This window comes from Streptomyces iranensis (assembly GCF_017874715.1).
GTDB classification, from domain to species: Bacteria; Actinomycetota; Actinomycetes; order Streptomycetales; family Streptomycetaceae; genus Streptomyces; species Streptomyces iranensis.
In genome coordinates this window covers 150,067-162,550 of sequence record NZ_JAGGLR010000010.1, presented here as the reverse complement: position 1 = coordinate 162,550, position 12,484 = coordinate 150,067, and the positions used below count along the sequence as shown (strand labels likewise).

8 protein-coding genes and 1 pseudogene are annotated in these 12,484 nt (G+C 74.0%); 1 reads left to right on the top strand and 8 read right to left on the bottom strand.

Annotated elements, in window-relative coordinates; translation table 11 throughout:
• Positions 1-19: 19 nt before the first annotated feature.
• The 6 genes from argF to J2Z30_RS19805 all read right to left on the bottom strand — a co-directional run bounded on the left by argF (position 20) and on the right by J2Z30_RS19805 (position 7,978).
• Positions 20-1,024 carry an ornithine carbamoyltransferase gene (argF, locus tag J2Z30_RS19830; RefSeq protein ID WP_044569255.1) on the bottom strand — a complete coding sequence of 335 codons (1,005 nt, stop codon included), beginning with the start codon at positions 1,022-1,024 and terminating at the stop codon, positions 20-22.
• Positions 1,025-1,210: 186 nt separating this feature from the next.
• Positions 1,211-2,440 (bottom strand): arginine deiminase, encoded by a 1,230-nt coding sequence (locus J2Z30_RS19825; protein ID WP_044569256.1) that lies wholly within the window; start codon positions 2,438-2,440, stop codon positions 1,211-1,213.
• A 647-nt stretch (positions 2,441-3,087) separates the two neighbouring features.
• Entirely contained in the window at positions 3,088-3,894 is an 807-nt protein-coding gene (locus J2Z30_RS19820; RefSeq protein ID WP_044569257.1) for a hypothetical protein, read from the bottom strand.
• Between the two features lie 11 nt (positions 3,895-3,905).
• Positions 3,906-5,978, bottom strand: coding sequence for a hypothetical protein (locus J2Z30_RS19815; RefSeq protein ID WP_245388202.1), 2,073 nt, complete (start codon positions 5,976-5,978; stop codon positions 3,906-3,908).
• Between the two features lie 423 nt (positions 5,979-6,401).
• Positions 6,402-7,121 carry a Crp/Fnr family transcriptional regulator gene (locus tag J2Z30_RS19810; protein WP_044569258.1) on the bottom strand — a complete coding sequence of 240 codons (720 nt, stop codon included), beginning with the start codon at positions 7,119-7,121 and terminating at the stop codon, positions 6,402-6,404.
• Positions 7,122-7,207: 86 nt separating this feature from the next.
• Entirely contained in the window at positions 7,208-7,978 is a 771-nt protein-coding gene (locus tag J2Z30_RS19805; RefSeq protein ID WP_063790893.1) for an MFS transporter, read from the bottom strand.
• Here J2Z30_RS19805 and J2Z30_RS19800 point away from each other — a divergent pair.
• Positions 7,899-8,084, top strand: a pseudogene (locus J2Z30_RS19800) (helix-turn-helix domain-containing protein); the annotation flags it as partial. The gene J2Z30_RS19805 and the pseudogene J2Z30_RS19800 sit on opposite strands and share 80 nt — an antisense overlap.
• 181 nt (positions 8,085-8,265) lie before the next feature.
• On the opposite strand, the gene J2Z30_RS19795 reads toward J2Z30_RS19800, so the two are convergent.
• Both J2Z30_RS19795 and J2Z30_RS19790 read right to left on the bottom strand, forming a co-directional pair.
• Positions 8,266-10,884 carry a polynucleotide kinase-phosphatase gene (locus tag J2Z30_RS19795; RefSeq protein ID WP_044569259.1) on the bottom strand — a complete coding sequence of 873 codons (2,619 nt, stop codon included), beginning with the start codon at positions 10,882-10,884 and terminating at the stop codon, positions 8,266-8,268.
• Complete coding sequence (locus J2Z30_RS19790) at positions 10,881-12,476, bottom strand: 3' terminal RNA ribose 2'-O-methyltransferase Hen1 (RefSeq protein ID WP_044581297.1); 1,596 nt, start codon at positions 12,474-12,476, stop codon at positions 10,881-10,883. Before J2Z30_RS19790 ends, J2Z30_RS19795 begins: the two co-directional genes overlap by 4 nt.
• Positions 12,477-12,484 lie beyond the last annotated feature (8 nt).

The window sequence follows — 12,484 nt, the reverse complement described above, 5'->3', positions numbered from 1 at the left end:
GAGGACCGCCCGCCGAGCGCTACCGGGCGCCGAGCGTCGCGACCAGCACCGCCTTGATCGTGTGCATCCGGTTCTCCGCCTCGTCGAAGACGACGGAGTGCTCGGACTCGAAGACCTCGTCCGTGACCTCGAGCTCGGTCAGCCCGTGCCGCTCGTGGATCTCCCGGCCGACATCGGTGCCCAGGTCGTGGAAGGCCGGCAGGCAGTGCAGGAACTTCACCGCGTCGTTGCCCGTGGCGCGCAGCACATCCATCGTCACCGCGTACGGCCCGAGCAGCGCTATCCGCTCGTCCCAGACCTCCTTGGGCTCGCCCATGGACACCCACACATCGGTGGCGACGAAGTCCGCGCCGCGCACGCCCTCCTCGACGTTCTCGGTGAGCGAGATCCGGGCGCCGGAGGCGGTGGCGAGCTGTCGCGCCAGCTCCACGATGGTGTTGTCGGGCCACAACAGGCTGGGCGCCACGATGCGGACGTCCATGCCCAGCAGGGCGCCGGTGACGAGGTAGGAGTTGCCCATGTTGTACCGGGCGTCGCCGAGGTAGGCGTAGGCGACCCGATCCAGTGGCTTGTCGCTGTGCTCGTTCATGGTCAGCACATCGGCGAGCATCTGGGTGGGGTGCCACTCGTCGGTGAGGCCGTTGTAGACGGGCACCCCGGCGTGGGCGGCGAGCTCCTCGACGACGCCCTGGCCATGGCCCCGGTACTCGATCGCGTCGTACATCCGGCCGAGCACCCGCGCGGTGTCCCGCACCGACTCCTTGTGACCGATCTGGGAGCCGACCGGATCGAGATAGGTCGTCGAGGCGCCCTGGTCGGCGGCCGCGACCTCGAAGGCACAGCGGGTACGGGTGGAGGTCTTCTCGAAGATCAGGGCGATGTTCCTGCCGCGCAGCCGTCGCTCCTCGGTCCCCGCGCGCTTGGCCGCCTTCAGCTCGGCGGCCAGGTCGATCAGGCGGCGGAACTCGTCGGCGGTGAAGTCCAGCTCCTTGAGGAAGTGGCGGCCGGTGAGGTCAATCGCCATAAGGGTGGCTCCTAGGTCACGGCGAACACGTGGCGGATCAGCGGCTACGGCGGGGTGCCGCGGCCCGGAACCATGGAAGCATATACGACGCTCTGCATATATGCGGAGACGGGTAGGTGAATCCTGGCCTTACGGCTCGAAGGAGAATCCTGGCCCTACGGCTGGCTCGAAGGCGAAACTTCGACCCTACGGCTCCACCGGGTCCCGCTCGACCGGACAGCTCATGCACCGCGGCCCGCCCCGGCCCCGGCCCAGCTCGCTGCCCGGGATGTCGATGACCTCGATCCCGCACTTGCGCAGGTAGGTGTTGGTCGTCGCGTTCCGCTCGTAGGCGACCACCACGCCCGGCTCGACCGCGAGCACATTGCAGCCGTCGTCCCACTGCTCGCGCTCGGCCGCGTGGACGTCCTGGGTCGCGGTGAGCACTCGGATGGAGTCCAGGCCGAGGGCCGCGGCTATCGCGCGGTGCATATGCTCCGGCGGATGGTCGGTGACCTTGAGTTCCTGGCTGCCCGCGCCCGGCTCGATGGTGTACGAGCGGAGCATCCCCAGCCCCGCGTACTGGGTGAAGGTGTCCCCGTCCACCATGGTCATCACGGTGTCCAGGTGCATGAAGGCCCGCCCCTTGGGCATGTCGAGCGCCACGATCGTCCGGGCCGAACCGGCCTCGAAGAGCCGGTGGGCGATCATCTCCACCGCCTGCGGGGTGGTCCGCTCGCTCATCCCGATCAGCACCGCGCCCTTGCCGAGCACCAGCACATCGCCGCCCTCGATGGTGGAGGGGTACGCGGCCTGGCCCTCCGACCAGACGTGGAAGTCCTCCTTCGCGAAGAGCGGGTGATGGCGGTAGACCGCCTCGTAGTGCACCGTCTCGTGCCAGCGGGCGGGCCAGCGCATCGCGTTGATCGACACCCCGTCGTACACCCACGCCGAGGCGTCCCGGGTGAAGAGGTGGTTCGGCAGCGGGTTGACCAGGAAGTCATCGGGTTCCATGGCGTGGAAGCGGACGGAGATCGGCTCCGGGTACCGCTCCAGGTACTCCCGCTTGGTCATGCCGCCGATCAGCGCCTCGGCCAGCTCCGGAGCGGTCAGCTCGTCGAAGGCGACGCGCAGATGGTCGGTGGCCAGCGGCCCGTACTCCTTCTCGTCGAAGACCCGGTCCAGCACCAGCGCCCGCGCGTCCGGCAGGGTCAGGCTCTCGGTGAGCAGGTCCCCGAAGAGATGCACCTCGACCCCGCGGTCCCGCAGCACATCGGCGAAGCCGTCGTGCTCCTGGCGGGCACGGCGCACCCACAGGACGTCGTCGAAGAGCAGGGCGTCCTTGTTGGTGGGTGTGAGCCGCTTGAGCTCCAGGTCGGGGCGGTGCAGTATGACGCGGCGCAGCCGCCCGGCCTCGGAGTCGACATGGAATCCCATGACCCCATCTTCGCCGCTCGCGGCCCATTGTGAACGCTCCGCGCCACGGAACTGTCGATCTCTCGCGCGGACCGCCTTCGGCGGAGCGGCGGGGGAAACGCGCGCGCCGCGTGGAAGGCGCCACGCGGGCCGCCGGGGGCGGTGAGCGGGCGGCGGGCGGTCCCCGTTGGTCCCGCCGCGGCGGGAGAGCCGCCACGCCGCGGGGCGGAAGCCCCGCCAGGGTCCGGTGCGCCGGGCGGCGGGAATACGCGCCACGCGGCAAGCACCATCGCGGCCCACCACAGGCAGGGAGCAAGCATCCGGTCGACCACCACGATTCCGCCACGAGAACGGAAGACCGCCAGCAGCCCGGTGCGCCGGAAGGCGGGAATACGCGCCGCGCGGGAAGCACCATCGCGGCCCACCACAGGCAGGGAGCAAGCATCCGGTCGACCACCACGATTCCGCCACGAGAACGGAAGACCGCCAGCAGCCCGGTGCGCCGGAAGGCGGGAATACGCGCCGCGCGGGAAGCACCATCGCGGCCCACCGGCAGGTCCCGGCGGGGGCGGGACCTGTGTCGGCCCCGGCGGGGGCGGGGTCCGTGTCGACCCCGGCGGGGTCCGGGTCCGCGTCGGCGGGGGCGGGGTGCGGTCCGCGTCGGGCGCTCAGCGGGCCGCGATCACCACGATCAGCACCAGCGCCACCGCGATGAACCCCAGCAGGGCCGAGACCCACAGCTGGCCGGGCTTCAGATCGATACGGCTGCCGTCGTCGGCGCTCCCGCGCCGCCATCGCCGCCGTGCCGCGCGCCGGGCGGCGCGGGCCGCCGCCTCCCGGTGCTCCCGGGACTCCTCGGCCACGCCGCCGAACAGCGCCTTCCAGCCCTTCTCGCCGAACCCCGTGCTCTGCCGGGTGCCGACGATCCGGCGTACCACCTCGCGGCCCGCGCCGTCCCCTGCCGTCCACAGGCCGGGCAGGACGCAGGCCATCAGCTCCGGCACCGCGCCGCGCCGCGCGTACGGGCGGACCAGCCCCTCGTACAGCATCAGCGCGTTGCGCACCCGCAGCCTGCGGTCGGGGTCCGGGGCCGGTCCGCCCGCGCCGCCCGGGGCGCGGTGCGGCGGGTCGAGATAGAGCTGGGCGAGCAGCACCTTCTCGCAGACCGCGTCCGCCAGCTCCGGTCCGCGCTCGGGTGCGCGGCGCACCAGCTCGACCACGACGCGGGTGGCCCGCTCGGCGGGCAGCCCCTCGTCGAGCGCGCTCAGCAACAGGCCGTCGTCGGCCTCCCGCACCGCCGCGGACAGGGCGTCCCCGCCGTGGCGCAACGCCTCGCGCAGCATCCGCGCCCCGGTGACCGAGATCCGGCGCGCCCCCGCGCTCGCCGGCCTCTCGTGGGCGTGGTCGTGGGCGTGGTCGTGGGTGGTCTCGTGGGTGGTCTCGGTACCTGTCGGGTCCTCTGTCTCTTTCACCATCGACGTTCTCCTCACAGTGCCTCCAGCACCTCCCGTATCCGCGTGGCCGCCCCGGCGTCGAGCGGCTCGTCGCCGTCCTGCGCCAGCCGGGGAAGGAAGTCGCACAACACGGCCAGCTGCCGCTCGTCCCCCGCCGCCCGCCGGATCCAGCCGACCAGCGCGTCCTCGGCCGCACCGGCGGATCTGGCCCAGGTCAGCGCGGCCCGCAGCAGCTCGGCCAGCCGTGGCCCGCACTCCGGGTGAGCCGCGAGCAGCGCCGTGGCCAGCGGCCAGGCGGCGTACGGCTCCAGCTCCGGCACCTCGCCAAGACCCCACAGATGCGAGGTGCGGGCGGTGACCGCGCGCAGCGTCGCGAGCAGCGCCAGGTCCCGGCGGGCCCGCCGGGTGTCGCGCAGCCAGTGGGTGAGCGCGGCCAGTACGGTCTCCGGCTCGGCCCCGGCCAGCAGCCGCACCACGCTGTAGGAGGTGGTACGGCCGTCGTCGGCGCGGGCGAGCCGGCCGAGTTCCTCCAGGGACGCCGCGACCGAGCCCGCCGCCAGGCCGTAGCCGTGGGCGAGCGCGGCGGTCTCGCGCTCCCGCTCGTCGTCGCCGCGCGCCCATGCGTGCAGCAGCCCGTTCACGGCGGGGCGCACCTCCGGGGCGCGGGACGCCTCGGCGAGCGCGGTGGCCGCGGCCATCCGCTGCACCGGGCTGTCGGTGCGGGCCAGCGGCAGCGCCAGTTCGACCAGGCCGTAGAGATAGTCGCGGGCGCACAGCACGCCCGCGGCGACCGCCGCGCGCACCCACACCTGGGGGCGCGGGTCGTCGCACAGCGCGCGCAGCCAACGGGCCATCGGGCCGCGCAGGTTGTGGTGGGCGTCCCAGGACTCGTGGAGCACGGCGGGCGCCAGCCGCCGCCCCTCGAACCACACCGCGCGCACGGGCAACGAAGCGTCCCCGAGGTCCTCCACCCCCTCGCCGTGGACCGCGCGCGCCGTGGCGAGGCAGGCCGCGGGGCGGGCGGAGAACAGCGGGCGGCCGGGTGCGTACTGCGGATCGAGTGTGACGGCCAGTTCCCAGGCCAGCAGCTCGGCGGCCTCCGCCATGACGCTGTGCGCCGAGCCGTCGAAGACGGCGAGCGCGATCCGCAGCGCGGCGGCGCGCAGCGCGGGCAGCGCGGCGGGCAGCGCGCCGGGGGCCCCGGCCTCCAGGAACCACTCCCGGGCCTGGTGCGGGGCGAACGACCGGCAGTGCTCCAGCAGCCGCTCGTCGGACGCCCTGCCCTCGGCGTGCGCGGCCAGATGCCCGGCCAGCCGGGCGGCCTCGCCGGGCCGTGGCTCGTCCAGGCCGAGCGCCTCGGCCAGCTCGGGGCGGCGGGCGGTGGCGCGGGCCGTCTCCAGCAGTCCGGCGGGGCGGTCGGCGAGGAGCTCGGTGAGGTGGCGGTCGAGGACGTCGGCGGCGGCCGGGGGCCGGTAGGCCACGGCGTGGCGGCGGCCGCGCAGCAGCCGGTCGGCTGCCGGGCCGCCCGCCACCAGCACCACGCAGAACGCCTCGTGCTCGGCGAAGTGGCCGCGCAGCCGGTCCAGCAGGGGCTCGGCCGTGGATTCGGCCTGGTCGGCGGGGAGTTCGAGGAGATAGCCATGGCCGCGCTCGGTCTTCTCCACTCCGGACGCCCCGTCCGGGCCGACGTATCCGAGCCGGGAGACCCCGCCGCCGGTCAGCTCGGCCAGCTCGACGAGGAGGGCGAGCCCGGTCCAGGCGCGGCCGGTGCCGGGTTCGCCGCACAGCGCCACCAGGTGGGTGCGGCGCAGATGGTCGCGCATCGCGGCATGTCCGGGGACGGCCCGGTGGAGCCGGCGCAGCCGGGCCAGCTCCTCGCGCGGCACCGGGCCTTCGGGCAGGGGATGCGGCGCCGGATCGGCGCACAGCCGGGCGGGGCCGTAGGCGATGTGCAGATGGGCGCGGGCCTCGCGCGCCGTACGGGCACCGCCCGGCTGGCCCGCCCCGTCCAGCGGGCCGCCCTGGGGGATGTCCAGCCGTCGTCCCCGTGACTGTGCCGGGGCGCTCACCTCTTCCGGTGCGCTCACGTCTTCCGGTGCGCTCATCGCCCGCCGTCCTTCATGCCGTGGCCCCCGTCTCGCGATGTGGTGGTGTCGGGGTGCCGGTGAATGCCGGAAGCGGGCGGCGGGGCTCGTCCCCCTGCCCACCCCGCCGCCCTTCTCCGGTGCGGGGCGCTCAGGCCTCGTCCGGCAGACCGTCACCGGACAGCGGCCGGGCCGTGCGCACCCCCGTCGCCCACGGTCCCGCGCCCTGTGCCGACTCCAGGGTCGCCGGGGAACGGCGGGACGGCTGTAGCCGTTTACACAGTCGCGTCAAAACGCGGGGGAGTGCGCGCCCGCGCCCAGAGCCTGTGTCATATCCCCGGCCAGGCGTGCGACGCCTGGCACGCTCCCCCAGCTACCGCTGGGAGGTGCCCCCTCTCGCCGCGTTGCCGCACGCTGATCCGACCGGGGATACGACACAGACTCTCAGTCGCGGGGGCGCGCCGGGATCTGCTCCCCCGTCGCGCGGCCCTCGGCCAGCAGCCGCAGCAGTCCGATGTCCATCACCTCGAAACGGCGCGCGGCGGTCCGGACCACGCCCTGGCCACGCAGCAGCCGCAGCGCCTTGGCGACCGCCTCCCGGGTCGAGCCCACGGCGGCCGCGATGTCGTGCTGGGGCATCTGGAGATCGATGGTGATGGTGCCGTCGGCACCGGAGTGGCCGGTGCGCTCGGCGAGTTCGACGAGCCGGGCCGCCAGCCGCTGCAGCACCTTCTCGGAGGCGAGTGAGCGCCGCTCGCCGTCGGAGCTGCGCAGCCGGGAGCTGAACTGACGCATGATCAGTACGGTCGCGACGGGACGCGCGGCCAGATACGCCCGGAACCGGTCGCCGGAGACCACCACCGCCTCCATCCGGCCGAGCGCGGTGACGGTGGCGCTGCGCGAGCCGTGGTCCACCGCGGCCTGGTCGCCCACGACCTCGCCCGCCCCGCGCAGCGCCAGGATCAGCCGCACCCCGCGCTCGGTCTCCACCGAGACGGTGGCCCAGCCCAAGGTGATCGCCACGACGAAGGTCGTACGGTCGTGCTCGCGCAGCACGACCTCGCCGGGGGCGTAGGCGCGGGAGGTGCCGAGGGCGAGCAGCGCGCGGCGGTCCTCCGCGGGGAGCGCGTGCAGGAAGGGCCGTCCGTCCTCGAAGAGGCTCATCCGCCCTCCCCGCTCAGCTCGTCGTCGTCATTGCCTGCGGAGAATCCAGGGACCGCTCAGCACGCTAGGCAGGTGGCACGGGCACGTCAATGGTGCCGTATCGGGTCCGTGCCGGATTCACGGCTCTCGCCGGGGGCGGTACGCGTCTCCCCGTCGCCGGTACGAACGCGTGTGCACAAGGCCGCGCCCGCGACGGCCGCGAATGCGGCGGTCACGGCCGGGAAGACCCACCCGGCGCGCAGCGCGTCAAGACCCGGCCGTGCGGCCCCGCCGGTGATCACGACCAGCGCCGCCACGCCCAGGGCCGAGCCGCCCTGCCGGGACATCATCAGCACCCCCGAGCCGAGGGAGAGCTGACGGGCCGGAAGCAGTCCGGCGGCCGCGAACATCACCGGCTGGTAGAGCCCCGCCCCGACCCCGGCGAGCACCAGGCCGGGCATGAACTCCACGGCGTAGTGCGCACTGTCGCCGCCCGCGAGGAGCAGCCACCACATCGGGCCCGCGGCGAAGCACAGCCCGCCGGTGATCGCCGTGGTCCGCTCCCCCAGCGCCCGTACGATCCGCCCCGACACCATCGACACCACCAGGAGGCTGAGCGGCCAGGGCGCGACGGCGGTGAAGGCACGGGTCCGGAACAGCGCGGGGTCCACCACCGGATCCGGATGGCGGCGTACGTGCGCCACGGCCAGCGCGCCCAGCACCAGGCCCGCGACGAGGAAGCCGAGGGTGGCCGGGGCGCCGTAGCCCCAGTCGGCGGTCTCGACGCAGGCGGTGGTGAGGGACCCGCGCGCCCGGGAGCTGCTGGAGGGCGGTGATCTGCCGGTGGACCGGATCGCGGAGCTGTGCGGACTGGGCACGGCGGCCAACCTCCGCCGCCACTTCACCCGAGCGGTCGGGGTGCCCCCACACGACTACCGCCGCGCCTTTCGCGCCCGGGAAGCGCGGACGCCCTCGGCCGTCTGAGCCCGGTGGCCTGGCGGCCGGGGCCTCGGCCGCCAGGCCCTACGGGATGTCCGGCGGACCGCGCGGCGCTTCGCCCCTGGCCCCCGGGTCTGAGGCGAAGCCCCAGTTGTGGGAAGGGGCGGGGAGGGGAGCAGCCCGCCGCAGGCGTCAAGATCCGCCGGACATCCCTGGAGCGTCGCCACTACAACCGTGGGTCCACCGGCTCCGACTCCAGCGCGAGCACCGCGAAGACCGCCTCGTGGACGCGCCACAGGGGCTCACCCTCCGCCAGCCGGTCGAGCGCCTCCAGGCCGAGCGCGTACTCGCGCAGGGCGAGTGAGCGCTTGTGGCCCAGGTGGCGCTCCCGCAGCCGGGCCAGGTTCTCCGGGCGGGTGTACTCCGGGCCGTAGATGATGCGCAGATACTCGCGGCCCCGGCACTTCACGCCCGGCTGGACCAGCCGGCCGTCGCCCTTGCGGACGAAGCCCTGGAGCGGCTTGACCACCATGCCCTCGCCGCCCGCGGCCGTCAGGTCCAGCCACCACCGGACCCCCTCGGCGACCGACGCCTCGTCCTCGGTGTCGACGATCAGCCGGCGGGTGGAGGCCAGCAGCCGGGCGCCGTCGGCGGCCGGCTTCTCCGCCTCGATCATCCGGTCGATCAGGGCGAGCTGCTGATCGTGCGGAAGCGCGGTGGCGAGGTTGCGGCCCTGGACGGCCAGGATCTGGAACGGCGCCATCCGGATGCCGTCCAGCCCGTCGACCGGCCAGCAGTAGCGCCGGTAGGCATCGGTGAACGCGGCCGCATCCGACGCCCGGTCGCGCTGCTTGACGAGCAGCGCGGACACCTCGACACCGCGCGCCTCCGCGCCCTCCAGCGCCGCGAGGACGCCGGGGAAGACGGCGCGCGAGGCGGCGCCCACCGCCGCGTACTGCCGGCGCAGCAGCCCCTCGGCCTTGAGCGACCACGGCATCAACTCGGCGTCCAGCAGCAGCCAGTCGGTGTCCAGCTCCTGCCACAGCCCGGCGCGGTCGAGGCAGTTGCTCAGCCCGCGCAGCACGGTCTCCGTGAGCTCGGCGTCGTCGAAGAACGGCCGTCCGGTACGGGTGTGGATCGCACCGGAGACGCCGTCCGGCGTGCCGAAGCGCTCCCGCGCGATGTCCGCGTCCCGGCACACCAGCGCCACCGCACGCGAGCCCATGTGCTTCTCCTCGCAGATCACCTGGCGCACCCCGTCCGCGCGGTAGGCGGCGAACGCCTCCACCGGGTGTTCGAGGAAGCCGCCGTCGGCGGCTCCCCCGCCGGTCCCCTCCTTGGAGGTGGCGGTCGGCGCCATGGTGGGCGGAAGGTAGCCGAGCAGCCGGGGGTCGACCGCGAAACGGCTCATGACCTCCAGCGCCGCCGCCGCGTTCTCCTCCTTGACCGCGATCCGGCCCATGTGGCGGGTCTCGACGATCCGGCGGCCCCGCACATCGCCCAGGTCGAGCGGACGCCCGTCGGCGCCTCCGGGGGTCTCGGTGGTCAGCGGCTTGACCGGTTCGTACCAGACCCGCTCGGCCGGAACGTCCATCAGCTCGCGCTCCGGCCAGCGCAGCGCGGTCATCCGGCCGCCGAAGACACAGCCGGTGTCCAGGCAGATGGTGTTGTTGAGCCAGGAGGCGCGGGGGGTGGGGGTGTGGCCGTAGACGACGGCGGCGCGGCCGCGGTAGTCCTCGGCCCACGGATAGCGCACGGGCAGGCCGAACTCATCGGTCTCCCCGGTCGTCTCCCCGTACAGCGCGTGCGAGCGGACCCGGCCGGAGGTGCGGCCGTGGTACTTCTCGGGCAGCCCGGCGTGACACACCACCAGCGCCCCGCCGTCCAGTACGTAGTGGCTGACCAGCGACTCGATGAAGTCCCGCACCCGGTCGACGAAGGCCGGGTCCGCACGGTGCTCCCGGTCCAGCTGCTCCACGGTCTCGGCGAGGCCATGGGTGACCCGGACCTTGCGGCCCTTGAGATAGCGGCCGAGCTTGTTCTCGTGGTTGCCGGGCACGCACAGGGCCGCGCCGGAGGCGACCATGCCCATCACCAGGCGCAGCACCCCGGGGCTGTCCGGGCCGCGGTCGACGAGGTCGCCGACGAAGACCGCCGTACGGCCCTCGGGGTGGGCGGCGTCGACCGGGCGGCCGAGGTCGTCGCGGCGCAGGGCGTAGCCCAGCTTGCCCAGCAGGGTCTCCAGCTCGGAGCGGCAGCCGTGGATGTCGCCGATGATGTCGAACGGGCCGGTGAGATGGCGCAGATCGTTGTAGCGGCGCTCGGTGGCGACCTCCGCGGCCTCGACCTCCTCGACGCCGCGCAGGACATGCACCTTGCGGAACCCCTCGCGCTCCAGGGACTTCAGCGAGCGGCGCAGCTCACGGCGCTGGCGGGGGATGACATGGTCGGGCATTCCGGCGCGGTCGGGGCGCCCGGCGTTGCGCCGGGCGCACTCGCCCTCGGGCACGTCGAGGACGATGGCCACGGGCAGGACGTCGTGCTCACGCGCGAGATTGATCAGGCTGCGGCGGGACTCGCTGCGGACGTTGGTGGCGTCGACGACGGTCAGCCGTCCGGCGGCCAGCCGCTTGCCCGCGATGTAGTGGAGCACGTCGAAGGCGTCGGGGGTGGCGCTCTGGTCGTTCTCGTCGTCGGCGACCAGCCCGCGGCAGACGTCGGAGGAGACGATCTGGGTGGGCGGGAAGTGGCGCCGGGCGAAGGTGGACTTGCCGGAGCCGGTGGTGCCGACGAGCACCACGAGGGACAGGTCGGGCACGCCGATGGTGCGCTTCTCCTCGGTCATGCTGCCGCCTCCTTCGTGGTGGTCGCGGTGGTCGTGGTGGTCGTGGTGGTCGCGGTGGTCGCGGTGGTCGTATCGGTCCCGGCGGTCGTGTGGTCGCCGCCGATACGGAAGAGCGCGAGCTGGGTGGGCGGGCCGACCTCGGGGTCCTCGGGGCCGACGGGGCGGAACTCCACCGCGTAGCCATGCCGTTCGGCCACCTCCCCCGCCCAGGCCCGGAACTCCTCGCGTGTCCACTCGAAGCGGTGGTCGCCGTGGCGCATCCGCCCGGCGGGCAGCGTCTCCCAGCGCACGTTGTACTCCACGTTGGGTGTGGTCACCACGACGGCCTTGGGCCGTGCGGCGCCGAACACCACCTGTTCCAGGGCGGGCAGCCGGGGCGGATCCACATGCTCGATCACCTCGCTGAGCACCGCCGCGTCATATCCGGCGAGCCTGGAGTCGGTGTAGGTGAGCGCGCCCTGGGTCAGCTTCAGCCGAGCCGACTGCCGCTCGGCCGCGGCCATGTCGAAGCCGGGGCGGTCCAGCCGCAGCCTCCGCGCCGCCTCGTTGAGCGCGCGCATCGACACATCGACGCCCACGATCTCGGTGAACCGCGCCTCCTTCAGCAGCGCGCCCAGCAACTGCCCCTGGCCACAGCCCAGATCGAGCACCCGGGCCGCCCCGACCCCGCGCAGGGCGTCGAGTATCGCCTCCCGCCGCCGGACCGCCAGCGGCACCGGCCGCTCCTCGGCACCCTCCTCGCTCCCGTTCTCCTCCAGCTCCATCAGCTCGGCCGCCGCCGGTTCGCCGACGGCGTTGTCGATCTCCTCCGCCGCGGTGTCGTCGGCCTCGGCGAGCCGCGCCAGCTCCAGCCGCTCCAGCGCGCTGCGCGTCAGCGACCAGCGCCGGGCCAGATAGCGGTTGGTGATCAGCCGCTGCTCGGGGTGGCCCTCCAGCCAGCCCTCACCGGAGCGCAGCAGCTTGTCGACCTCGTCCGGGGCGACCCAGTAGTGCTTGGCGTCGTCGAGCACGGGCAGCAGCACATACAGCTGGCGCAGGGCGTCGGCCAGCCGCGGCTCGCCCTCCAGCACCAGCCGTACATACCGCGAGTCGCCCCATGCCGGAAACTCCTCGTCCAGCGCCACCGGCTCGGCCGTCACCGCCCAGCCCAGCGGCGCGAAGAGCCGCTCGACCAGGGAGGCACCGCCGCGCGCGGGCAGCGCGGGCACCTCGATCCGCAGCGGCAGCGCCCGCTCCGGCAGCTCGGGCCGGGCCTTGCACTGGCCCCGCAGAGCGCTGGAGAAGACCGCGCTCAGCGCGACCGCCAGCAGGGAGGAGGCGGCGTACGGGCGGTCGTTGACGTACTGCGCGAGCGCGGAGTCGGGGGCGCCGCCCCGGCCCTTGCCGCGGCCCCGCCGCACCAGCGCAACGGGGTCCACTTCCAACAGCAGCGCCGCGGTGCAGCGTTCGGCGGTCGCCTCGGGGTAGAGGACATGGGCGGTGCCGTAGGAGGTCGAGAACCGCTGCGCCTTGTCGGGATGCTTGTGCAGCAGAAACCCGAGGTCGGTCGCGGGGCGGTCGGCGGTGCCGGTGGTGGTTATCGTCAAGAACACCCGTCCGA